Source organism: Arthrobacter sp. StoSoilB20, from assembly GCF_019977295.1.
In the GTDB taxonomy this organism is placed as follows: domain Bacteria; phylum Actinomycetota; class Actinomycetes; order Actinomycetales; family Micrococcaceae; genus Arthrobacter; species Arthrobacter nicotinovorans_A.
Genome location: NZ_AP024651.1, coordinates 4,578,097 through 4,601,119, shown reverse-complemented (window position 1 = coordinate 4,601,119; position 23,023 = coordinate 4,578,097). Strand labels below are relative to the sequence as shown.

Sequence of the window (23,023 nt, the reverse complement as noted above, 5' to 3'; positions counted from 1 at the left end):
GTGTCAGGGTCCTCGGGGTTGGGCCAGGTGTTCTCGGCGGGCTCGGTCGCATAGGCCCCCGCTGGGCGGATGCGATGCTCCCTTGGACGCCCGCCGCCGGACCCCAAGCCCAAAGGGGGCCTGCTTGGTGGTGTGGGTTTGCGCCGGTTCGGGGGTTCGCTGCTGGTGGTGCCGTGCGAACGGCATGTTTGGCAGCGATTCCTCGAAATGGAGGGTGTGTGCCAGGGTCCTCGGCGTTGGGCCAGGTGTCCTCGGCGGGCTCGGTCGCATAGGCATCCGCTGGGCGGATGCGATGCCCCCTTGGACGCCCGCTGGCGGATGCCTAGGCAGGAGGGGGCCCGCCGGGTGGTGTGGGTTTGCGCCGGTTCGGGGGTTTGCTGCTGGGTGTGCCGTGCGAACGGCATGTTTGGCAGTGATTCCTCGAATTGGAGGGTGCGTATGCCGGCGTCCGTGATGCGAACGGCATGTTTGGCAGTGATTCCCCGAAATGGGGGCTGAAGGGTTTGAGGGTCCGCTCCGTTTGTTGGGGGCGGGGCGGGTTCTGTTTCGTTTTACTTAGGTTAGGAAATGACCATGGCCGTTGGGGTCTTTGATCTGTTCTCTGTGGGTATTGGTCCGTCGAGTTCTCATACTGTGGGGCCGATGCGGGCTGCTGCGGTGTTTGCTGGTGAGTTGAGGGACGCTGGTGTCCTGGGTTCGGTGGCGTCGTTGCGGGTGGATTTGTATGGGTCGTTGGCTGCGACGGGACGTGGCCACGGGACCATGACTGCCACGCTGCTGGGCTTGGAGGGTTACCACCCTGAGCTGATCCTGCCTGAGGAGGTGGAGGCGCGGTTGGCTGCTATTGCTGAGACCGGTGTGCTGAACCTGGCTGGTGCCTCTGGTGAGGGGGTGGAGTTGCCCTATGCGGTGGAGGACATGATTCTCCATCCGTTGACGGTGTTGCCGCGGCATACGAACGGGATGAAGTTTGCTGTCTCGGATGCTGAGGGAAACATCGTGCGGGAGGCGACGTTCTTCTCTGTTGGTGGCGGGTTCATTGTCCGTGAGGGTGGGGAGAACGCCGCTCAGCAGGAGTTGGAGGAGTCCAAGAAGGAGTTGCCGTTGCCTTTTAGGACGGCGGCGGAGTTGTTGGGCAGGTGCCAGTCCAAGGGGCTGGGCATCAGCGACATCATGTTCATTAATGAGCGTGCGTCCCGGTCCGAGGCGGAGATCCGGGAGGGTTTGCTGCATATCTGGTCCGTGATGGAGGCCTGTGTTGAAACCAGTTTGATGCGTGAGGGTGTGCTTCCTGGCGGGTTGCGGGTCCGGCGTCGTGCTCCTGATTGGTTGGAGCGGCTGCTGAAGGAGGACAAGGACCGGAATGATCCGAAGTATTGGCAGGAGTGGGTGAACCTGATCGCGTTGGCGGTCAATGAGGAGAACGCTTCGGGCGGCCGGGTGGTGACGGCGCCGACCAATGGTGCTGCGGGGATCATTCCGGCGGTGTTGTATTACGCGTTGAATTACGCCCCGGGGATGGACAAGGCTTCCCAAAAGAACCGGGATGATGTGGTGGTGAAGTTCCTCCTGACTGCCGGTGCTGTGGGTGTGTTGTATAAGGAGCAGGCGTCCATTTCCGGTGCTGAGGTGGGGTGTCAGGGTGAGGTGGGGTCGGCGTCGTCGATGGCTGCTGCGGGGTTGGCTGAGGTGATGGGTGGTACGCCGGGTCAGGTGGAGAACGCGGCGGAGATCGCGATGGAACATAACCTGGGGTTGACGTGTGATCCGATTGGCGGGTTGGTGCAGATTCCGTGTATCGAGCGGAACGCGATTGCTGCGGCGAAGGCGATCAACGCGGCGAAGATGGCGTTGTGGGGTGATGGTACGCACCGGGTCTCGTTGGATGAGGTGATCGTGACCATGCGGGAAACGGGCAAGGACATGTCCGATAAGTACAAGGAAACCGCGATGGGCGGCCTGGCTGTCAACGTCGTCGAATGCTGAGTTGTGAGGCCCGCTGTGCACGATATGCCGAGGCCAAAGGGCGCAGAACGGGCCCCGCAACGCAAGAATTTACAGATCAACACGAAGGAACCCCATGACTCTCGCACCTGAAGGCCGTAAGTTGCTGCGCGTCGAGGCCCGCAACGCCCAAATCCCGGTTGAACGTAAGCCTGAGTGGATCAAGGCCAAGGTCCAGATGGGTCCTGAGTTTGTCCAGCTCAAGAACCTGGTGAAGAAGGAAGGCCTGCACACCGTGTGTGAAGAGGCCGGCTGCCCGAACATTTTCGAGTGCTGGGAAGACAAGGAAGCGACGTTCCTGATCGGCGGGTCCGAGTGCACCCGGCGCTGTGATTTCTGCCAGATCGATACCGGCAAGCCCTCCCCGGTGGACATGTTCGAACCCACCAAGGTGGCCCGCAGCGTCCAGGCCATGCAGCTGCGCTACGCCACGGTGACCGGGGTGGCCCGTGATGACCTGGCCGATGAGGGTGTCTGGCTGTACGCCGAAACGGTCCGGAAGATCCACGAACTGAACCCCGGCACCGGGGTGGAGTTGCTGATCCCGGACTTCTCCGGCAAGCCTGAGCACATCGCGGCGATCTGTGATTCCAAGCCCGAGGTGTTCGCGCACAATGTGGAGACCGTGCCGAGGATTTTCAAGCGGATCCGTCCGGCGTTCCGGTACGAAAGGTCCCTGGATGTCATCACGCAGGGCCGGGATCTGGGCATGGTGACCAAGTCCAACCTGATCCTGGGCATGGGCGAGACCCGCGAAGAAATTTCCGAGGCGCTGCGGGACCTGCACCAGGCCGGGTGTGACTTGATCACGATCACCCAGTACCTGCGCCCGTCCGAGCGGCACTTGCCGGTGGACCGGTGGGTCAAACCGCAGGAGTTCGTGGACCTCCAGCACGAGGCCGAGGAGATCGGTTTCCTGGGTGTCATGTCGGGTCCGTTGGTGCGGTCCTCATACCGGGCCGGGCGTTTGTGGGCCACCGCGATGCGGAAGAAAGGCCGGGACATCCCCGCCGAACTCGCCCACATCGCAGAAGGCATCCAGGACTCCGGCACCACCCGCCAGGAAGCCTCCACCATCCTCGCCGCCCACGGCTAGGCACGGCCAGGCACGGCTAGGCACGGCTAGGCACGGCTGGGCACGGCTAGGCACGGCCAGGCACGGCAGGCACGGCAGGCACGGCCAGGCACGGCTGGGCACGGCTAAGCACTGCTCCACGACCCCCTGCACCAAGCCCGCAAGGGCCACGCCATGCTTTGGAGAACCACTGACGGACATCGCGGAAATTCAGCGGTGGCCGCATGGAGGTGGGCGTCGCCGTATCCAGCTCTACAGCTTCAACTCCCTGGAAGCGCTTCCGCAACCCGGTTTACGCCCTCAGCCAACACCCGGAAACGTTGATTAACGACGGCGGTCAGCAACCTCCTGGAGGCGGCTGACCGCCGTCGGGGGTTAAGTCATGAACCCGCAGGACTCGAACGCCAGCGCAGTTTTTGCTCAAGACGCGCACAATGTTCGCGCAGGGCCGCGTGCCGGTGCGCTTCAGGGGATCCCGAAGCGTGGGGACGGCACTCGGAGCGGCTCAACCAAAAGTGAGTACCCGCCGCCCCGCCGTGCCTGCATTCCCACCTGTCCATCCAAGTAGTCCGCAACCCAAAACTGAGTACTTGCATCCGGAATGAGCGTATTTCCGACTCCTTGTTCGGCCCGAAAAATGGCGTACAGCCAAGGGTAGCCACGCAAGCATGCCGCACAGAAACATTGGGGGCATCGCTTCATCCGACAACAAAGTTCGGATGCTGGGGGTTGCGAGGCGGCTCCCCGGGACAGAGAAAACCAAGGAGTCTTATCATGCGCAAGCTTTCCAAGAAGAGCCGGATCACAGCCGCTGTCGCAGGCGTGGCATTGGTAGCTGTGGGCGGTGGAGCCGCATACGCCTACTGGACCACCACGGGCTCGGGCAGTGGCTCAGCGACCAACTCGGCCGGCGGTGGAACGGTTACCCTCCATGCAACTTTTGCCGGCGGACTTGCCCCCGGAAACCAGGTTGACGTGGCCTACACAGCCGACAACTCCACTACCTCCGGCACAGTGGTTGGCGCCCTCACCGCGAACGTGACCACCAACGTGGCTGGTTGCCTGCCCGCATGGTTTGAGGTCACCGCCGTCACCAGCAACAGCCCCGTGGCAGCAGGCGCCGCCGGAACCTCCGTGGGCAGCGGCGTCCTGAAGTTCAACGACAGCACCACCGTGAACCAGGACGCCTGCAAATCGGCGATCGTGACGGTCAACGTCTCCAGCCTGTAGCACCGGCCTGCCGGGGACCATCCTGTGAGTGGTGGTCCCCGGCTGATCTTCCTGCCCAGCACTGAACCGTCCGAAAAGAGCTTCCATGGACCCCCGGCCAGAGCCCAATGAGCCATTGCACCGAATCGGAATACCACTGCGCGCGCTGCTCCTGGCGCTGGTAGTGGCTTTCGTGCCTGTTGCGGCACTCGCCGCAAGTGGCGGACAAGGAACAAATGGCGGGCAGGGAACAATCGGTGCACAGGGAAGCCAGGCCAAGGCCGGCAAAGGAATCACGGTGACTTTGTCGCCTTCGAGCCGCACAGTCGATCAGGGGCAGTCAGCCACCTACACGATGTCCGTCGCATCCACTGGAGGATTCACGGGACCGGTAACCTTCGCAGCCGCGGGCCTGCCGGCAGGAGCGGCAGCCGCGTGGTCGCCGTCGTCGGTGGTTTTGACCTCCGGAAGCACCGTCCAGGCCACGGTCACAATCTCCACAGCTGCAGGTACCCCGGCCGGAAAATCGGACTTTATCGTGAAGGGAACGGCCGGAAGCATCGAGTCGTCCGCACAGGCGCAACTGCATGTCCTGGAAGTGAAACGGAGCTTTGACGTGAGCGGTAGTGTCAACGGGCTGCTCGCCCCTGGAGTCACCCGATCCGTGGACCTGCTGATCTCCAACCCCAACAACAAGGCCATCGCGGTGACCAATCTGACGGTTGCCATCAGCCAGGTGGTCAGGACAGCCGCCGCGACGGCAGCCAACCTGCCATGCACCACGGCTGACTACACGCTCACCCAGTACGCAGGAACCTATCCGCTGACAGTGGTGCCAGGGGATCGAACCCTGTCATCGCTGGGAGTGGCCGAGCCGAAGAGGCCCCAGATCACCATGCTGGACACTTCCCGGAACCAGGATGGTTGCAAAGGCGCAACCATCCAGCTCACCTACACCGGCACTGGACAGGCGAACTGACATGACGACGACAGTCCGCACTCCACGCACCCCGGCACAGGGCACCCGCACCCCGCGCACCCCGGCACAGGGCACCCGCACTCCGCGCACCCCGGCCCCACATACCCCGGCACGGGGCAGAATTGCCCGAACGGCCGCTGCCACCGTAGCCCTGTGCATCCTGGGCGGGGCAGGATCTGCCTATGCCTATTGGGCAGCCACGGGCATTGGCAGTGGCTCAGCAACGAACGGCACCCTGCAGAACGTCACGGTGGACGCCTTGGTCCCGGGCGACACCCTGCAAACCAGCCTGGTCCCAGGCGGAACCGCCGACGTCCTTCTTCGCGCCTCCAACCCGAACCCGCATCCGGTGACCATTTACGGCCTCGCAGGCAACGGGTCTGTGACGGCAGATGCCGCCCATCCCGGCTGCACCACCACTGGGGTCACCTTCACGCCGCCGGCCGCGCCGCTGGCACCCTCAGTGGTGATCCCGGCCAACTCCTCCATCCTGCTGACGCTTCCCGGCGCAGCCAGCATGGGAGCTTCGTCCCTCTCCGCCTGCCAAGGCGCCCAATTCACCATCCCCGTCACGCTGGAGGTGCGGAAGTGAGCCCGTCCGGTCAGAACCGACCCCTCCCTGCACTGTTCGGCTGGAGGAGCAGGCTTGCAATCATTGTGGCCGGCCTTCTCCTTCTCTCGTGGGGCGGACCCGCTGCCAGCGCCTTCTGGGGCTCCATCAGCAGTGGACCGGGCGCAGCAAAAGCGGACTCCCTGGCCCAGGGGGCACGGCCTGCCGCCGGCATCTCAGGCGCCAACGTCACGGTTTCATGGACGGCAAGCACGACGGCGGCAGGCCGCCCCGTGACCGGCTACAGTATTGCCCGCTACAGTTCAGCGACCGCCGGGACCAGGATCCCGGCTACAGGTGCGTGCGCTGGAACAGTGGCGGCACTGAGCTGCGTGGAGAGCGCAGTTCCCGCGGGAACCTGGTACTACACCGTGACCCCCATGCTTTCCCTGTGGCAAGGAACCGAAAGCCAGCGAAGCACAGCAACGACCCCGGTCACCGACACCACCCCGCCACTGGCTCCGGTGGTGACTGCGCCTGGGTCCGTCAACCAAGGAAATGTCAGCAGTGTTCCGGTCAGTGGCACGGCGGAAGCTAATTCCACGGTGGTCCTGACCATCACCGGCGGCGGAGCCCAGGCTGTCACGCAAACCATCACCACCGATGCGGCCGGCAACTGGACAGCCGTGCCCGTCAATCTGGGTGCGTTCAGCCCCGGGACCGTCACCTTCTCGGCAAAGGCCACTGATGCGGCCGGCAACACAGGTCCCGCAGGCACGGCGACGGCCACCAAGGACGTGTCATCGCCGACGATCACGGGTGTCCAGCTGATCAACGGAGGCGGTACCAGCGGGAGCGGAGTCATGGCCTCGGGTGACAAGGTGGCCCTGACGTTCTCCGAGCCACTCAGCGCAGGGTCCATCTGCACTGCGTGGACCGCCAACACTGCCCAGACCCTGACTGGCAACGGCGTGGTGACGGTGTCCGTCAATGCCGCCAATGTGCTCACTGTCACCAGTAACGGATGCAGTGTTGGCACCGTAGGGCTCGGGGCCATCTACAATTCGGGACCCCTGACTTTCGTCGGGAATGGAAACAACGCCTCCAGCCTCGCCTGGACTCCCACTGCGACCTCCGGCACCCTGACCATCACCCTCGGTGGAGTGAACACCAGCGGCGACAAGGTGATTTCTTCCACCTCGGTATTCCCCAGCTACAACCCGGCCCCCGGATTGAAGGACCTGGCAGGAAACGCGGTGGCACCGGGGTCAGTTTCAGGTACTCCTTCCCGGTTCTGAACGCTGGATTTCGTGAACAGGACCCACGATTTCGTGAACAGGACACTCGACTTCGTGAAGCGGACCAGCGATTCGTGGCCGGATAGTGCGCTCTGTCGGCGTGATTCCGGGCACTATCCGGTCGCAATTCCGGAGCAGCCCGGCGTCCGGAGCGTAACCTTGGAACGGACGCCAGCGCCGTCGTCGTACGTTTGATCCTGCGACGAAAGGCGAGCCGCCCCCTTGAAGGCTGTAGCGGAAATGTTCACGATGGGTCCTGGAAACAAGGACCACCATCCCGCCCTCCGCTGCGCCATAGGTGTGTTCGTTCCGCTGATTACGCTGACGCTGATCGGGCGGTTGGACCTGGCCGTGTTTGCCTCCTTCGGTGCATTCACCGGAATTTATGGCCGCAACGAGCCGCACAGCGTCCGTTTCCGGAGCCAATTGCGTGCCGGCGGCTTCATGCTTTTGATCATCCTCCTGGCCGCTTTGATGGCCCGTTTTGCCCAGGCTTCCGGGTTGGAGGGTGCGGCGTATTCCTGGCTCCTGACGGCCGCGACCACCATTGTGGCCGGTGGTTGTTCCGTGGTGGTGGCTGCGTGGCGGCTCCGTCCAGGCGGCTCCCTCTTTCATATCTTTGCGTTCGCCGCCATTGCTTCCATCGCAGCCCAGCCACCACTGTGGGAAGCCATGCTGGTGGCCATCCTGACAACCGGGTTCTGCCTGCTGATCGGCATGTCCTCGCGCATTGCCAGCAGTCATCGAACGCCTTGGAAACGCCCGCCGCCCATTCGTCACACGGGCGCGGAGCGTCGGGCGATCTGGCTTGAGGGCGGCGGCTACCTGGTGGCAGCAGGCCTTGCGGGAACCATCGCGACGTTGGTGGGGGAGCGTCTCGGGTTCGGGCATACCTATTGGGCGATGGTTGCCGCGGTGGTTCCACTGGTGGGCCACTCGACGCGCCACCGGGTAAGCCGGGGCATCCAAAGAATCGCCGGTACGGTGATCGGGCTGGTGCTTTTGGCGGGCATCCTGTGGCTGAACCCTGCACCCTGGGCCATGGTCCTGGTGATTGCGGCATGCCAGTTCGGCGCGGAAATGTTCATTGCCCGGCAGTACCTCGTGGCGCAGGTATTCGTGACTCCGCTGGCGTTGATAGCTACCTTGTTGGCGGCGCCCGTTGATCCTGCGTTGCTCCTGCGGGACCGCATCGTCGAGACCGTCATTGGTGCCGCCGTCGGCGTCGCAGTAGTAGTGGCGCCGGCCCTCTGGCGACGGCTGCGTTCGGCACGATCCACTGCCTGAACAGGGGCAGGTCGGCGGACCCTGGAGTTATCACCTAGTATCGATTGGTTAGACAAGCGAGATACATGTCTACCAAAGGACTGGTGATGAACGACAAAAGTGAACGTCAGGGCTATTGGTACGGGCTGGAGAGCCGCAAGCAAATGGGCGCCGTGGACGTCCTGAATGCGCTCAGGGACTATCGCTCGGCCGAGGCTGACATGCGTCGGCGCACCCGCGCTTCGATGGGCATGGGCGAAACCGACCTCGTGGCCTTGCGCTACCTTCTGGAAGCCGAGCGGGCGGGCCGCGACGTGGGCCCCAAGGAGTTGGCGGTCCGGCTCGGAGTGACGTCTGCGTCCATGACCTCGCTGGTGGATCGCCTGGTGAGGTCCGGTTACGTCACCCGGGAACCGCACCCGACCGACAGGCGCGCCCTGATTCTTCGACCCACTGCAGGCTCGGACCAGGAAGTCCGCAGCACTCTGGGGGACATGCACACCCGCATGATGGAGGCGGCTGAGAGCCTTAGTGGCGAGGACTCTGCCGTCGTAGTGGAGTTCCTCCGGCGCATGAGAAAGGCGATCGACAGCATCGCAACTCCTTAGGCCGCCGACTGGACTTAAGTGATAAGTACACATATAACTAGATAGCCAAGCTACTTACTAGGGAATGTGTGGGAAGACGATGACAGTCGCGTTGCGTGAACCAAGTTCCACACCAGTGGCTGAGAATGACGTGCAGGTTGTGACCGATCAGGTCATCCCCATGGGACCCGTGCACTGCGGATCGCACATGGCCATCTCGGCTGGACCCGCCTACGACGCCATGAAATGGGTTTCCGTGGAGCCCATTTGGCCGGAATGGGCCTGCGGGTGCGGCTTCCGTATGGACATCGACGCCATCGACCCCGTCAGCGGCGTCTGGATCGCAGCTCTCCGCCGCCAGAGTCTCCAGCACGAACTCGCCATCTCCCAGAACACCCTTGCCCTGGCTTTCCGGAAGGCCGTTGACGCCGGAGCCAACCCCCAGGCGCTTGCCGAGGTGGCCGGCGTACCTGCCGCCGAAATCGAAACCCTCCTGGCGTGACCACGCTTGATGTTGCGGCCGTCCGCGCTGATCGCGGGGCCGGGTGTTCAAGCATGGCCAGGCCGGAGGCAGTCGTGGAACATACAGCCTATGGGCCCGCTCCGCGCACAGCGGGGGAACGCGCCACCCTGCAACCTGCGGCTTCCCTTCAAGACGAGGTAGTGCTCGGCGGACGGTACCGGCTTGGTGGGCGCCTGGGCGGCGGCTCGGAAGCCTACGTCAATGAAGCCCTTGACCTGCGCACCGGAAAGCCCGTGGCCGTCAAGATTTTCAGGGCAACAGATCCCGCAAAATCGCAGGCCGCCAAGGACGCGCCCTTCCGGCGGGAGGTGGACATCCACAGCCGTCTTCGCCACCAGAACATCGTGGCGGTGCTCGGTTCCGGTATCTGGGAAACCACAGATCCGCAGGGCAGCCGTAACTACCTGGTGATGGACCTGATGGATGGAAGCGACCTCCGCTCAATTCTCCATGACCGACCGGCCACGCCTGGGCAGGCTGTGGCGTGGATGAGCGGGATTGCCAAGGCACTCACGCATCTGCATCGCCGTGGAATTGTCCACAACGACATCAAGCCCGGCAATATCCTGGTGGATTTCAATGCAGCCCCGGACAGCCTCGGGACCGCGAAGTTGACCGACTTTGGGATAGCAATCGACGGTCGTCATGCTGCGCCCAGGTCGTCGTCGGGAACGCCTCACTACCTAAGCCCTGAAGAGGTGTGCGGCGGTACGTCCACATCGGCCAGTGACATCTATTCGCTGGGCTTGGTGGCACTTGAATGCCTGACCGGAACCAAAGCGTTCCCAGGCCCTCCCCTCGAGTCAATGGTTGCAAGGACTCTGGGGGAACCCCGAATTCCCGGCACGGTTCGGCGGCGTTGGTCCATGGTGCTTCATGCCATGACCGACCCCGATCCTGCCGGCAGGCCGTCTGCCAGCCAAGTCGTCGGAATGTTCCGACGACTCACCTGGTAGCCAACAATCAGGTCGATAGCGGTATGCGTCCTTGTGCCGAACTGGGTCCTACTTATGAAAGAGAGATGAAAAATGGGAATTATCGGTTGGATCATTTTGGGTTTGATTGCCGGCGCCATCGCAAAGGCGATCATGCCCGGTAAGCAGGGTGGCGGCTGGATCACCACCATCCTCCTGGGCATCGTGGGTGCCGTTCTGGGTGGCTGGATCGGCAGCGCACTGTTCAAGGTGGGCATCAACGAGTTCTGGTCGCTGTCCACCTGGCTGCTCGCCATCGGCGGCGCACTGCTGGTCCTCGTCATCTGGGGACTGGTGACGCGCAAGAAGGCCTAATCGCCTGGCATCGCAAAAGAGGCCTCGACGCTGCTGCGTCGGGGCCTCTTTGCTGTCATGCAAGAGTTCAGCGCGCCAGGATCCGTGCCTTCTGGGCCTGGAACTCCTTGTCAGTGAGCACGCCGGCACCCTTCAGTTCTCCGAGCTGCTTGAGTTGGGCGAGCATGTGATCGGTCGGATCGACGACGGCGGACGGTACAGGCGGCGGGGGCGGCGGTACCGGAAGCGGTGCCACGGGAGGTCCCGCTGCCGCAGCGGCTGCGGCATCCTCGGCGGCAAAGCGTTGTTGTTGCCTGCGCTGCGTGCGGCCAAGTACTGAACCCACGACGGCGGCACGGCCGGCGGTCCTGAACAAACCCATGGTGGTATCCCTTCGGTGGTGGAGCGTGTCAGCTGGCTGAATAGTCCAGCGCCAGGTCGATGAGGAGCCGCGCGCCGCACCCCGTGGCGCCTTTGCTTCGCCAGGCATCGTCCTTGTCCGATTGCATGGTGCCCGCAATATCGATGTGCGCCCAGGGCGTATCGCCCACGAATTCGGCCAGGAACAGGGCGGCAGTGGTTGAACCGGCGTAAGGTCCACCAAGATTGGAGATGTCGGCGACGTCCGAATCCAGCTGGGGACGGTAGGCCCGTTCCAAGGGAAGCTGCCACAGCTGTTCGTCAGCCCGCCCACCCGACTCCAGCACCAGGTCCACCAGCCGCTGATTGTTACCGAACACCGGGGCCGTGAGCTGTCCCAGGGACATCAAGGCTGCCCCGGTGAGGGTGGCGATGTCCACGATCCCGTCCACCCCATCCTCCACAGCGAGCGTCAGGGCGTCGCACATCACCAGGCGACCTTCGGCGTCGGTGTTCTTCACCTCTATGGTGAGTCCGCTGCGCGTGGTGAGCACGTCCCCCAACTTGTAGGCGGAGCCCGAAGGCATGTTGTCCGTGCACATCAGGAACCCGGTGACGGCGGCTTTGCACCCGAGGTCACGCAGCGCGGTGAAGACCGCAAGAACCGCCGCCGCGCCGCCCATGTCCATTTTCATGAGCAGGTGCATGGGGTCGCTGGGTTTGAGGCTGACGCCGCCGGAGTCGTACATGATGCCCTTGCCCACCAGTCCGAGGTGGCCTGCGGCGGACCCGTCCGGTTGGTAAGTGAGCTTGATCATCCGCGGTTCCTGGGCACTGCCGGCGTTGACGCCCAGAAGGCCGCCGCAGCGGAGGTCGATGAGTTGTTGCTTGTCGAACTCTTCAACCCCGAATCCGAACCGTTTCCCAAGCTCCTTCGCCGCCGAAGCCAGTCCAACGGCGGTGAGGTGGCTGGGAGGAGCGTTGCACAGATCCCGGGCGACGGTGGTGGCCCGCACCTTCACGCGGCCCGTCTCCAGCCCGCGCGAAGCTGCCTCGACGTCCAACCCCGGCGCCAGGAATTGGACCTCGGTCAGGGGGGGTTCTTTGCCTTTGCTCTTGAGGGTGTCGTAGTTATACCGGGCCAACAGCACGCCTTCGGCCAGAACCTGGCCCAGCCTCCCGGCGTCGAGGCTTGCTGTCCCGGCCCCTCCGGAACCTTCGGCCTGTCCGGAACCGGCAGGCAGTTCGAAGCCGATCCGCGATTGCTTCTGCGTGGCACGGACCAAAGCTGCCGCGGCCTTGCGCCAGCCGTCCGCGTCCAAGGAGCCCGGCTTTCCACCGCCAACGGCAACCACCAGGGTTCCTGAGGCATTGGCCAGCTGCAGGGTGGTCCCCGGGGTCCCGTCAAAACCTGCCTTCTCCAAGGTTTCCCGGTGCAGGCCGATGGACTCAGGAACCTCACCTTCCGAGGGCACCAGCACACCGATCACGTCGAGCGGGCCGAACCCGTCCACAAAATGCAGCTCAGGTTCGGTACCGCCCAGGGAGGGGAGGACCGTGAAGTCTTCCGGGATCAGTTTGTAGGGTTCGTGGTTCACCGTTTCGCCCGTTCTCTTGTGGTTGGGACAGCTGTGGTTGGAGCGCCCGCAGTAGAAGCGGCCGGCGCCGAAGAAGCCGTGACAGCTTGGTCCGGCAGCAGGCCCGGCTCCGGGATGGCATCGGGATCGTCGGGTTCCAGTTGTTCAGGCAGGTCGCCTTTCATGCGGCCAGGCATGCGGCCGGCCGGAACGATCGCCAGCAGGGCGAGCCCGGACAAACCCAGCAGGGAGATCTGCAGGGCCCGAAGCCTGGCTTCCTCATTGACCTCGGTGGCGGCTGCCAGCTCGGTAGGACTGCTGACGCGGTCGCCGATGACAGCCTCCACCTGCGCATTGGTCATGAAGTCGGCCTCGTTGACGTTGACCTTATAGATCAACTCCTGGGAGACGTCGGGATGCGCGGCGGCGCCGCTGGCAATCAGGCTGGACAGCATTCCGACGGCGAACGCGCTCGCCACCGCGATGCCGACACTGCCGGAGAGGTTATGGACCAGTCCGCGCCAGGCTCCGACGTCGCCGGCCAACTCGCGCGGAACCGCGCTGAGCAGCGTATTGAACACCAAAGCGACGATTGCGCCCTGGCCCAACCCCAGGAGGATCAGGCCGAGTACCACGAACAACTGGCCCCAGTCGTTGCGGATGGTGAAGGCAAGAAGGACCAAGGCGCCGGCCACCACTACGAAGCCGCCCTGGGCGATGGTTCGCGGCGGGAACTTGTCGTACAGGAACGCCACGAACGTGCTCGCGAGGAAGATGGACAACGTGTAGGGGATGATCGAGAACGAAGTCTCAATGCTGGAGCGTCCCTGGACGATCTGCATGTACAGGGGAATCAGGAAGTTGGCTGCGGTACCGACGAAGAGCATGATGGCCATGCAGGCCGTCACGGCGAGTTCGGAACTGGATGCCAACACCCTGAGGTCGAAAATCCGGGGCAGTTTGGCATCCTGGCGCTTCCGGATCCACATGAAGAACACCTGTCCCGCGATGGCTCCGAGGAGGATCAGCAGTGGCGCAGGGGAGAGCCCCAGGATGTCGAAGGGGGCTTGGTTGGTGGCGAACCAGGTACCCCAGGCGGACAGGCCGCTGAAACCGAAGCTCAACAGGATGACGGCCACCGCGGCGATGATGGAGCCGGTCCAGTCGATCTTCAGTTGGGGTTGCGCCGGGACGGTTTTGAGCTTGAAGCTCAGGAGCAGGTTGATGGCACCGAGGATCACCATAAGGCCGAACGAGTAGCGCCAACCGATGGTGGTGGCGAACCAACCGGCGACCAGCAAGGCCAGCACACCGGCAGCCGGGATGGCTGCAGCCAGGAGTCCAATGGCTTTTGCCTGCTGCTGGTCCTTGTAATTGGTGGCGATAAAGACCGTGAGGGCAGGGGCGATCAGGGCAATGACAGCGCCGGAGGAAGCCTGCGCAATGAAGAGCATCGCCGGGCTGAGGCTCAACGCCACCCCTGCCATGGCGGCGGCATGAATGGCGACGGCGATCTGGAACACCTTGCGCGTTCCGAACCGGGCACCCAGCTTCGCTCCCAGCAGGATGAAGGCCGCCATCGAGAACGTCCCGGCAGTAATGGCAGTGCCCACGGACGTCGCTGCTGTGTCCAGGTCGGTAGTGATGCCCTGCATGGAAACCGTCAAGGCGTTGACGGCGAACGATGCCTGGATTTGGGTGAGGACCACCACGATCAAGGGCAGCCATGAGGCCGCCTTGACCGGTGGCGGTGTTTCAGTGATGGTGTGGTCGCTGGCCATGTCGTGCTCCTGGTGTGCTCTGCCCGTTCACTGGGAAGGGGCGTTTGGATACCTCACTACGGGGTTGGCGGAACGGTGTGCAGGTTTGCCTTGTCTTGGTCTCCGATCATTGGGTTTTCGGGTTCAGGAGTCCTGGGTCCGGGAAAGCGGGCTACGTCTGAAGGGGCCAGAACACGGGTACCAGCAGGAAGGCCACTGCCGCGTACAGCGCCATGATGGCCAGGCCGAACTTCCAGTAGTCTCCGAACCGGTAGCCCGCCGGCTGCATGATCATCATGTTGGCCGGCGTTGCCACAGGAGTCAGCAGGGCGGCGGAGGAAGCTACCGAGACGCACATCAGCACGGCGTAGGGGTTGATGGCTGACTCCTGGGCCACGGAGAGGGCAATGGGGATGATGATCAAGGCTGTGGCCGTATTGCTGATCAGCTGGCCCAGGACGGCGGTCACCACGAAGAGTCCCAGGAGCAACAGCAAAGGGCCGCCGTTTCCTACCACCGACACCATGCCCTCAGCGAGGATTTCGGCGGTGCCGGTGGAGGTAATGGCCGTGGACAGTGGAATCATGCCGGCCACCAGGATGAGGGTGGTCCAGGCCATGGAACGGTGGGCTTGCTGAACTGTCACAACACGCAGCACCACCATGGCCAGGGCCGCCAGCGTCGCTGCCACCGGCGCAGGCACGAGGTTGGTTGCCAGCAGCACCACCATGGCGCCGAGGATGATGAGCGCAGGCATGGCCCGCGGCCCCAGGGGAACTGTTTGGCGGCGGATGGTGTCCGGCGAGTCAACCAGCAACACATTGTGGTCCACGGTGTGCTGGTCAAGCGCAGACCAGGTGCCTTGGAGCAACAGCCGGTCTCCGGCAGTGATCAGCGTGCGTCCCGATGATTCCGGCTCACCCGGATGGTGATGGGCCAGCACCACCAGATCTCCGCTGTCTGTGACCATCCCGGGGTAGGTTTCCGTGCCGACGAGGTTTGAGCGGGGTGCCACTACTACCTCGGCCACCCCGTAGCTGCTGCTGATGAGTCCGCAGGCGGCGTCGTCGTCCTGGCTCAGGCCGTGCCGGGCGGCAAGGGCGTCGATGGTGGGCTGGCCGCCGCGCACCACAATCTCATCGCCAGGTCCGAACACCGCGTTTTCCGACGGCTTGCCGTCTGACCCCTGCACGCTGATGAGGTGGAGGTGGCCGCCGTCGTGCCCGTCCTGAAGGCACGCCACCGGCTGGCCCACCAACGCAGATCCTGCCGGGATGCTGAGCCGGCTCAGGCCCTCCCCGCCGAGGTAATGGTCCATGAGTGTCCGGCCGTGGGAGCCCAGGTCCTTGGGGAGGGCATCAGGGGTCCGGGTGGGCAGGAGCTTCGGGCCCAGCCACAGGGTCAATCCGATGGTTCCCAGCAGCAGGGGAAGCCCCACAAGCCCGAACTCGAAGAACCCGATTCCCTTCCCCGTGGTCTCCAATGCTGCGTTGAGGATCAGGATGTTGACGGGCGAACCGGTCAGGATCAGCAAGGAACCGGCATGGGCAGCGAAGGCCATGGGCATGAGCAGTTCCGATGGCCGCCGTCCCAGCCGGACCGCCAGCACCACCACCATGGGCAACAGCGCTGCGACCGCTCCGTTGACACTGATGAGTGCAGTCAGCAAGGCGGTCAGAACCATCATCAACACCATCAGCCGGGTACGGCTGGTACCCGAGAACCTGATCAGCAAACTTCCCAGCCAAGTGGTTACTCCCGCGGCATCGATGGCCTCCGCCACCACGAACAGGGCAGCGATCAACACCACCGTTCCGCTCCCGAAACCGGCGAAAGTCTCGTCCAAACCCACAATGCCGGTGCCATAGAGGGCCAATGCTGCTCCGAGGGCCACAACCTCCGCAGGCAGCCGGTTCCACACGAACGCAGCGATCACCGCGACCAGCACCACCAGCGTGACAATGACGTCCGTGATAATGACGTCCGTCATGGGTGCCTTGGGTAAGCCGTGTGCTCTTTGGCCAGCATTCTCTCAGACTAGATCCGGGTCAAAGCCGCAGGGTCACCCCAATCGGGTGAGTGATGGGCGTCCTGCGAGGTCACCGCCTACGGAAGGTGGCCGAACTTGTAGGCAGCGGCAACAGCATCGTGCCGTGTCCCGGCTCCGAGTTTGGAATAGATGATCCGGAGGTGGGTCTTGACGGTGTTCACGGATAAATGGAGTTCCGACGCCATCTGGTCCTGCGACAAATGCGAGGGGAGGAGGGCCAACACCTCCCGCTCCCGGGGAGTCAGCAGCGGGGCGAGCCTGGCATCGGCAGGCGACCGCAACGCCATCAAGCGCTTGGCAAGTTCTTCCTGTGGACCATGCGTTCCTGCCCGCTCCACCAGCAGGTCCATGACCTCCTGGGGAGCGATCGCCAAGGGCCTGACCACTCCTACAGCGTCCGCCTTGGCCAGGGCATCTTCCAGGAGCTTGCCGGCCAAGGCCCGCCGCCCCGTGCGGATGGCCATGGAGCATTCCAGGATATTGACGTGAAGCCACGTCCATTCCAGCAGTGGTTCCGCTACGCCCATGTGCAGTGGCCGGAGCCGCTCGGTTGCGGCGTCGAAGCGACTGATCCCGGCGGGTCCTTGCGCTCGCAGCAGGCACAGTTCACCGGTCCCGGGAATGAGTTCCTCGGCCCACTCCAGGACTTCGCGGGCACGCTCTGCGTGCCCCAGGGACAGGGCTGCCGTATGTTCAATCACCGCGATGAAGGCTGCCATGGGCTGCGCGAAGAGATGGCCCTGGCCGATCCTCAGCCGGGCTTGGCGCATACCGTCCAGGGCGTGCCGCCTGTCCCCTGAATCAAGGTGGGCGCAGGCAGTGACCACCTCCAAGGTGGCACGCATTGCCGCCCCCACTCCCTTGGAAGAGGACCCCAGTTGTCCCAGTTCGGTGCCGGCCGAGGAAGCATATTTCAGCGCCGCAACAGGTTCGGCGTCCAGGAGAGCCGCAGCGGCATGCATCAATGCACCCACCGACCGGCCGGCCCCGGCCGTCCACGCGTAGGCCGGCAGCTTCTCCTCCGCCTGCCTGAGGTACTCGCCGGCCCGGCGGAGGTGGCCTTGCATGGCGGAGATGCCTGCAAGCTTGAGGTATACCTTGCCGGCAAGGTAGCAGTTGCCGGCTTCGGTGGCCTCGAGCAGAGCCTCCTGGGCCTCGTTCTCCGCTGCCGCATAGTCCTGCTCAACCACTGCCGCGGTGACCGAGACCATCCTTGCTTCGATCCGGATATCGCTCTGCCGGGACATGGGGAGGGCGGCGTACCCGGTTGCGGCCTTGGGATCCTGGCTGGCCCAGTCCCCGCTGAACCAGGAAAGCCGTGCTTCTGCCAAGGCGCGCAGCTCTGAGAGTTCGGAGGGAGGGTTGTCCGTCCACGAACGGTATGCCGCCGCCAGGTATCGGGCAGCGGTAGTGGGCTGGCGGCTTTCGACGTGCGCCAGTGCCGCCACCAGGCAGAGCTTGGGACTGGCCGCCAGGACGGAATCCGGCAATGCCGCGATGGCCCTCCGAACGCGCGTGACTCCGCCTGATCCCAGGAGGGCTGCTCCGTGCCGTTCAAGGAGTGCCCCGATCAAGCGTGGGTCAGCCGAGTCCATGGCGTGCCGGAGCGCGGCCTCGGGTTCGCCGGCTTGCTCGTGCCACTGCGCAGCTATCGTGTTCAGGCGGAGCACTTCATCCGGGTCCTTGCGGGTGAGTTCGGCCCTGAAGTACTGCCTGATCAGTGGCCGGACCAGGAAGACCTTGCGTCCGCTCCCCGCCGATTCCACCAGATCGCGGTTATCAGCCAGTGTCGAAAGGATGCTCCCGGCATTCCGGTGGCCCGCAAGGGCATTGGCCTGGGCAGCCACCAGGACGCGGCACATGCTGGTGCTGGACAACACGTGCCGCTCCTCCGGGGTCAGTGTTTGGACAATCTCGTGGTCCAGATACTCTGCGAGCTGCCGGTTGTTGGCTGCAATATCACCCACAGGCGCTTCGAGGTCCGCTGTTTTGCGCAGTGAATGCAGGGCAAGCACCACTGAGGCCGGCCAGCCCGCCGTTTGACGGAACAGCTCGCCCAGTTGATGCGTTCCCAGCAAGGTGATGGTCTTTGCCGCGAGGGAGTTGATTTCGTCCAGGGAGAAAGCAAGATCCTGTGAATGCAGCTCCATGATCCGTCCACTGAGCCGTGGGCGTCCCGGGTCAACCGAGGCGCCCTCGCGTGCTGCCAGGACAAGCTGCACTGGCAGGTGCGCCTGGCCCAGCAGCGCCGGAATCCAATGATCGCGGTCAGCGGCAGGGAAGCCCTCCACGCCGTCGATCACCAGTCGGACGGTGTGATCGGCGGCGGCCAACCCTTCCGCCAACAGGCTAAGGACTTCATGGGCGTTTGTCTCGGATCCCGAGAATCCAATGAGCGCGCTGGGAGGTATCGCGGGGCACCGCCGGAGCGCGTGAAGTATGGAGGGCCAGAGGGCCGGGGTGTCCTGTTGGTCCGGGCTTACCCATGCGACGGTGTGCATGTTGCCGGCAAGCCATTGCCCGATCAATACGGATTTGCCGAAGCCGGCCGGGGCGCAGAGAAGGATGGTGTCGGGTGCGGCATCGAGTCTTGCCACAAGCCGGGGCCGGGCCAGCAGATCCAACGGCGGTTTGGAAACCGCGATCAGTTGCGGGCTTACGAAGTCCGGGCGGGTACCACGCAGGTCATCCACTCCTTCAGTGTAGGGGCGGGAGTTCGAGGATTCACCCAGTACAGGCGATCCGCGCGGCGGCGTCCGGGCGTAAGGATTATGGTGTCCGCCGTGGGACGCTTGGGCGAAGCCCGGAAGGGGGTTTCACCGTGCAGGCTTTCAAGGACATCATGAGCGCCGCGGATTCAGGCTGGGTGTACCCGCTTGGGGCTATGTTCGTGGCGTTGTCGGCGATCTTCCCGCCCATCCCCACCACGTCCCTGTTTGTGGCTTTGGGGGCGCTGTCCGCTACCGACAACCTTCCCAACGGCTACCTCCTGGTGGCCGCCATGCTGGCCGGAGCAGTCGCCGGAGACCTTGGGGCGTACGAGTTGGTCCGGCGCAGGGACATGGCCAACTGGAAGATCCTCCAGGGTCCGCGGACGCAGAAGGCCCTGCATGCCTCCCGGGAACGTTTATCCAAGCACTCCGCCTCGTGGGTCCTGACCTCCCGGTTTGTTCCGCTCGGACGGCTGACCATGAACGTAGCAAGCGCCATCACCCCGGTCCCGCGTGGCAGATTTGTCCTCTACTCAGTAGCTGCGGGCATCCTGTGGTCCGCCTACTCGGTGGGAATTGGTGCGCTGTCCGGGCTTCTGCCCGGGCTTTCCACGGAGTTCGCCGTGGTCATTGCCATCGCATTTTCGCTGCTGCTGGGCCGGGCCATCAGCGCAGCCGTGACCTGGTATTTGCAACTGGACGACTGACTGGATCCGGCCATGTTGATGCGCGGGGCAGGCGTTTACTGCAACTTACTGCGCGGCGACAGCACTTACTGCAGCGACGACGTCAGCCGTGCCAGGTTGTCCAAGGCCACTTGGCCCAGCGGCCGCCGCAACCAGTCCTCCAGCAACAACTCCGTGCTCGCCGCGCGGTAACTGTCCTCCACAGCCCTCATCCGGTCCACGATGGACCGGCCGTGGACCAGCACCGAGACTTCCATGTTGAGGCTGAACGAGCGGACATCCATGTTGCTGGATCCAATGACGGCGACGTCATGGTCAATGGTGAAGTGCTTTGCGTGCAGGACCTGCGGGGCCCGGTACAGGTAGATGCGGACTCCGGCCCTCAGCAGGACCTCATAGTAGGAGCGCTGGGCGTGGTAGACCATGGCCTGGTCGCCCACCTCAGAAACAAAGAGCTCCACGCTCAGGCCCCGCGAGGCAGCGGTGACAATGGCCAGCTGGATGGCTTCATCCGGAACAAAGTAGGGGCTGGTGATGCTGACGCGGTGCTCGGCCTTGTAGATGAGCGTGGTGTAGAGCTTGAGGTTGTTGTCGTTGTCGAAACTGGGGCCGCTGGGCAGGACCTGGGCGTCGATGAGCTCCGGTTCCGAGCCCAGGATCACCGGTGAAGTATCCAACGGCAGCAGCGTCTCCGATTCGCTGTACCAGTCCGTGACGAACACGGCGTTGAGCTCACGCACCGCCGGCCCCTCCAACCGGACCATCAGCTCATGCCACTGGAGGCCGCGCCGGATGTTCCGTTTCTTGTTGTAGGAGGCGTCGATCAGGTTTTGCGAGCCGGTATAACCAACCTTTCCGTCCACCACCACCAGTTTTCGGTGGTTGCGCAGGTCCGGGCGCTGCCACTGGCCTTTGAAGGGCCGCAGGGGCAGCATGGCGTGCCATTCGGCGCCCATGTCCTCAAAAGCCTGGAGCATGTCCCGGTACTTGGGGCCGCCAACCGCTGCAAGATGGTCAAAAAGCACCCTGACAACCACGCCGCGTTGGCGGGCACGGGCCATGGCATCGAAAAACGGCGATGTGGTGGGGTCCAGCGCCAGAATGTAGAACTCGACGTGCACGTACTCTTCAGCGGAGTCCATGTCTGCGATCATGCGGTCAAAGCACCCGCGGTAGTCCTCCAACAGCTCGGCTCGGTTGCCGCCCACCATGGGCAGCGCGCCGAGCCTGAGGTTAAGTTCGACGGCGGAACGCAGCCAGGCGGGCCAGTCATCACTGTGGCTGACTGCTGAGAGGCCGGGCGTGCGTCCAAGCATCAGCTCGTTGACCAAGCGTTGCTTCTCACGCCGGGCTTTGGGGAGTTTGCCGCGGCCAACCAGCAGGAAAGCCACGGTGCCCAGATAGGGAATGAAGATGATCGCCAGCACCCAGGCAATGGCGGACGATGGTTTCCGGTTGGCTGAAACCATCACGGCGGCAACAGCTCCGAGCACGATGTGCAGCGCCAACAGGATTAAGGCGACGGCATCGGCGTCGTTCAGTAGTCCTTGCACGTTGGGCTACTTGGCATTCTGCTGCGGGATGACCACTTTTTTGATGATCAGCAGGATGGATGCTGTGGTGGGGCAGGCGATCAGCGCTCCCAACAGTCCCAGCAGCGTCCCGCCTATCATCGCGCCAATCAGGACCAACGAGCCCGGGATGCTGATCGCTTTGCCCACTACGCGCGGGGTCAGGATGTATGCCTCAATCTGCATATAAGCCAACATGACGAGGAAAACAACCAGCGCCGTTGAAGGGGAAGTAAAGAGGGAAACCACGGTCATGATGGCGGTGCTGATCGCGCTGCCTACCAGCGGGATGAGGGTGATGGGGAATGCCAGGACGGCCAGTACTGCCGCGTACCTGACCCCGGCCACTGAAAGGAGGATAAAGGTGAAGACCGCATTGAACAGGGCCAGGATTGACATGCCGCTCAGGTATTTGCCTACCGAGGCAATAATTGTTTCGGCAATATCTGCAAATGATTCCCTGCGGGATGCAGGAACCAAGGCGTAGAGGCTGGATTTCATGACCTCGTGTCCTGCTACGAAATAGAGGGTCAGGACAACCACGAAAACCACGGCGAAAGTTCCGTTCACCACGTTGTAGCCAACCTGCACGGCGCCACCGCCGATGGCCAGCCAGACGTTCGGATCCGCTGCCGAGGTTTCCAGCCATTCCAGCAGCGGGGTCAACGCTCCGCCCAGTGATCCGTTGACGTCCCGGAACCACTCCTGTTCGCCAACGGCGTCGAAACTGGACGGCAGCAAACGGACCAGCGCGGCACCCTCCTCCACCAGGATAGGGACCACGAAACGGATCAGAAGCGCCACCACCACCAGGAAGCCGACGGCCACCGCGAGCACGGCCCCGCCGCGGGACAGTTTCCAGCGTTCCAGCCAGCGGACCAGGGGATACAGTCCCAAGGAGATGAACAAGGCCGCGAAGATCAACGTCAGCGAATACCGCAACGTGATGACCGCAGAACCCAACGCCAAGGCAACCAGGACGCCCAGCGCCGCTACGAGTCCGAAGCGGAACGGACCGCCCTCCAGCAGTGGGAATGCCTTCAATCGCGTCATGCGGACCCTTTCGGCTGTCTGTGGATGGCGGGCCGTCACCGGATCAGGCCAACGCGAGCTGCTTCAGGCGGGCGTACTCCGCTTCGGTAATGTCGCCTGCGGTGAGCAGCGCTTTTGCTGATTCGATCTGCTGGGTGGGCGTAGGGGCGCCGGCTACTTCCCGGATGTAGTTCTCGGCTTCTTCCACTGATTCACGGACGCGCATTTCGCTGCGAAGGGCCATTCCCTTGCCCCGCATGATGACGTAGATCAGGGCAGAAATGAACGGTGCCACGAACAAGCACAGAATCCAGAGGGCTTTCACGCCGCCACCCAATGCTTTGTCGCGGAGAAGATCGGAAATGATCTGAAAGAGGAGGATCAAATAGGCAATGAAGAAAAAAGCGACAATGATGCTCCACAACGATTCCAAGAAGTTCATGGTGTCTTTCCCATCGTTCGTTCGGCCCTGGGGCAGGGCCGTCGTCATCCGGCAAGGGACCCGTTCCCCGGCGGG

The 23,023-nt window shown here is 63.6% G+C and carries 20 protein-coding genes; 12 read left to right on the top strand and 8 right to left on the bottom strand.

The genetic code is table 11. The annotated features are described in order from the left end of the window. Positions 1-573 precede the first annotated feature (573 nt). The 11 genes from LDN85_RS21005 to LDN85_RS20955 all read left to right on the top strand — a co-directional run bounded on the left by LDN85_RS21005 (position 574) and on the right by LDN85_RS20955 (position 10,780). Complete coding sequence (locus LDN85_RS21005; RefSeq protein ID WP_223945503.1) at positions 574-1,986, top strand: L-serine ammonia-lyase; 1,413 nt, start codon at positions 574-576, stop codon at positions 1,984-1,986. A 94-nt stretch (positions 1,987-2,080) separates the two neighbouring features. Then, complete coding sequence (lipA, locus tag LDN85_RS21000; protein WP_223944143.1) at positions 2,081-3,100, top strand: lipoyl synthase; 1,020 nt, start codon at positions 2,081-2,083, stop codon at positions 3,098-3,100. A gap of 753 nt (positions 3,101-3,853) precedes the next feature. Further along, on the top strand, positions 3,854-4,309 hold the full coding sequence (locus LDN85_RS20995; RefSeq protein ID WP_026542706.1) for a hypothetical protein: 456 nt from the start codon (positions 3,854-3,856) through the stop codon (positions 4,307-4,309). Positions 4,310-4,394: 85 nt separating this feature from the next. Then, complete coding sequence (locus LDN85_RS20990) at positions 4,395-5,267, top strand: hypothetical protein (protein ID WP_026542705.1); 873 nt, start codon at positions 4,395-4,397, stop codon at positions 5,265-5,267. A gap of 1 nt (position 5,268) precedes the next feature. Further along, a complete protein-coding gene (locus tag LDN85_RS20985) occupies positions 5,269-5,859 on the top strand; it encodes a hypothetical protein (RefSeq protein WP_223944141.1) in 591 nt (196 codons plus the stop codon). Further along, on the top strand, positions 5,856-7,115 hold the full coding sequence (locus tag LDN85_RS20980; RefSeq protein ID WP_223944139.1) for an Ig-like domain-containing protein: 1,260 nt from the start codon (positions 5,856-5,858) through the stop codon (positions 7,113-7,115). Before LDN85_RS20985 ends, LDN85_RS20980 begins: the two co-directional genes overlap by 4 nt. Positions 7,116-7,337: 222 nt before the next feature. Next, the gene (locus LDN85_RS20975; RefSeq protein WP_026542702.1) at positions 7,338-8,402 is read left to right on the top strand and encodes an FUSC family protein; all 1,065 of its coding nucleotides are present in this window, start codon (positions 7,338-7,340) and stop codon (positions 8,400-8,402) included. A gap of 86 nt (positions 8,403-8,488) precedes the next feature. Beyond that, the gene (locus LDN85_RS20970; protein WP_051421033.1) at positions 8,489-8,989 is read left to right on the top strand and encodes a MarR family transcriptional regulator; all 501 of its coding nucleotides are present in this window, start codon (positions 8,489-8,491) and stop codon (positions 8,987-8,989) included. Between the two features lie 115 nt (positions 8,990-9,104). Next, a complete protein-coding gene (locus LDN85_RS20965) occupies positions 9,105-9,470 on the top strand; it encodes a hypothetical protein (protein ID WP_223944137.1) in 366 nt (121 codons plus the stop codon). Then, positions 9,467-10,447: a serine/threonine-protein kinase gene (locus LDN85_RS20960; protein ID WP_051421668.1), complete on the top strand. Its 981-nt coding sequence runs from the start codon at positions 9,467-9,469 to the stop codon at positions 10,445-10,447. The genes LDN85_RS20965 and LDN85_RS20960 overlap by 4 nt, the downstream gene beginning before the upstream one ends. Positions 10,448-10,519: 72 nt before the next feature. Beyond that, complete coding sequence (locus tag LDN85_RS20955) at positions 10,520-10,780, top strand: GlsB/YeaQ/YmgE family stress response membrane protein (protein WP_026542698.1); 261 nt, start codon at positions 10,520-10,522, stop codon at positions 10,778-10,780. 67 nt (positions 10,781-10,847) lie between these two features. Here the strand turns inward: LDN85_RS20955 and LDN85_RS20950 are convergent, their stop codons facing one another. From LDN85_RS20950 to LDN85_RS20930, 5 genes are all read right to left on the bottom strand, one after another. Then, positions 10,848-11,141: an SHOCT domain-containing protein gene (locus LDN85_RS20950; RefSeq protein ID WP_026542697.1), complete on the bottom strand. Its 294-nt coding sequence runs from the start codon at positions 11,139-11,141 to the stop codon at positions 10,848-10,850. 28 nt (positions 11,142-11,169) lie between these two features. After that, positions 11,170-12,717: a leucyl aminopeptidase gene (locus LDN85_RS20945; RefSeq protein WP_223944135.1), complete on the bottom strand. Its 1,548-nt coding sequence runs from the start codon at positions 12,715-12,717 to the stop codon at positions 11,170-11,172. Next, entirely contained in the window at positions 12,714-14,477 is a 1,764-nt protein-coding gene (locus tag LDN85_RS20940; RefSeq protein WP_081733665.1) for an MFS transporter, read from the bottom strand. Before LDN85_RS20940 ends, LDN85_RS20945 begins: the two co-directional genes overlap by 4 nt. Before the next feature lie 151 nt (positions 14,478-14,628). After that, positions 14,629-16,446, bottom strand: coding sequence for an SLC13 family permease (locus tag LDN85_RS20935; protein WP_223944133.1), 1,818 nt, complete (start codon positions 16,444-16,446; stop codon positions 14,629-14,631). Positions 16,447-16,562: 116 nt separating this feature from the next. Next, on the bottom strand, positions 16,563-19,199 hold the full coding sequence (locus LDN85_RS20930) for a LuxR C-terminal-related transcriptional regulator (protein ID WP_223944131.1): 2,637 nt from the start codon (positions 19,197-19,199) through the stop codon (positions 16,563-16,565). Positions 19,200-19,327: 128 nt separating this feature from the next. Between LDN85_RS20930 and LDN85_RS20925 the strand changes: the two genes are divergently transcribed. Then, positions 19,328-19,924 (top strand): VTT domain-containing protein, encoded by a 597-nt coding sequence (locus LDN85_RS20925; RefSeq protein WP_223944129.1) that lies wholly within the window; start codon positions 19,328-19,330, stop codon positions 19,922-19,924. Positions 19,925-19,989: 65 nt separating this feature from the next. Here the strand turns inward: LDN85_RS20925 and cls are convergent, their stop codons facing one another. The 3 genes from cls to LDN85_RS20910 are packed head-to-tail and all read right to left on the bottom strand — an operon-like array spanning position 19,990 to position 22,948. Beyond that, a complete protein-coding gene (gene cls / locus LDN85_RS20920) occupies positions 19,990-21,456 on the bottom strand; it encodes a cardiolipin synthase (RefSeq protein ID WP_223944127.1) in 1,467 nt (488 codons plus the stop codon). 6 nt (positions 21,457-21,462) lie between these two features. Continuing rightward, entirely contained in the window at positions 21,463-22,527 is a 1,065-nt protein-coding gene (locus LDN85_RS20915) for an AI-2E family transporter (RefSeq protein ID WP_026542691.1), read from the bottom strand. 43 nt (positions 22,528-22,570) lie between these two features. Then, positions 22,571-22,948, bottom strand: coding sequence for a membrane protein (locus LDN85_RS20910; protein WP_026542690.1), 378 nt, complete (start codon positions 22,946-22,948; stop codon positions 22,571-22,573). Positions 22,949-23,023 lie beyond the last annotated feature (75 nt).

Bases quoted from the DNA above. Each gene is read 5' to 3' on its own strand.
- LDN85_RS20955 (WP_026542698.1), top strand. From the start codon at position 10,520: ATGGGAATTATCGGTTGGATCATTTTGGGTTTGATTGCCGGCGCCATC.
- LDN85_RS20950 (WP_026542697.1), bottom strand. From the start codon at position 11,141: ATGGGTTTGTTCAGGACCGCCGGCCGTGCCGCCGTCGTGGGTTCAGTA.
- LDN85_RS20995 (WP_026542706.1), top strand. From the start codon at position 3,854: ATGCGCAAGCTTTCCAAGAAGAGCCGGATCACAGCCGCTGTCGCAGGC.
- LDN85_RS20910 (WP_026542690.1), bottom strand. From the start codon at position 22,948: ATGAACTTCTTGGAATCGTTGTGGAGCATCATTGTCGCTTTTTTCTTC.
- LDN85_RS20940 (WP_081733665.1), bottom strand. From the start codon at position 14,477: ATGGCCAGCGACCACACCATCACTGAAACACCGCCACCGGTCAAGGCG.
- LDN85_RS20915 (WP_026542691.1), bottom strand. From the start codon at position 22,527: ATGACGCGATTGAAGGCATTCCCACTGCTGGAGGGCGGTCCGTTCCGC.
- LDN85_RS21005 (WP_223945503.1), top strand. From the start codon at position 574: ATGGCCGTTGGGGTCTTTGATCTGTTCTCTGTGGGTATTGGTCCGTCG.
- LDN85_RS20985 (WP_223944141.1), top strand. From the start codon at position 5,269: ATGACGACGACAGTCCGCACTCCACGCACCCCGGCACAGGGCACCCGC.
- LDN85_RS20935 (WP_223944133.1), bottom strand. From the start codon at position 16,446: ATGACGGACGTCATTATCACGGACGTCATTGTCACGCTGGTGGTGCTG.
- LDN85_RS20970 (WP_051421033.1), top strand. From the start codon at position 8,489: ATGAACGACAAAAGTGAACGTCAGGGCTATTGGTACGGGCTGGAGAGC.
- LDN85_RS20990 (WP_026542705.1), top strand. From the start codon at position 4,395: ATGGACCCCCGGCCAGAGCCCAATGAGCCATTGCACCGAATCGGAATA.
- lipA (WP_223944143.1), top strand. From the start codon at position 2,081: ATGACTCTCGCACCTGAAGGCCGTAAGTTGCTGCGCGTCGAGGCCCGC.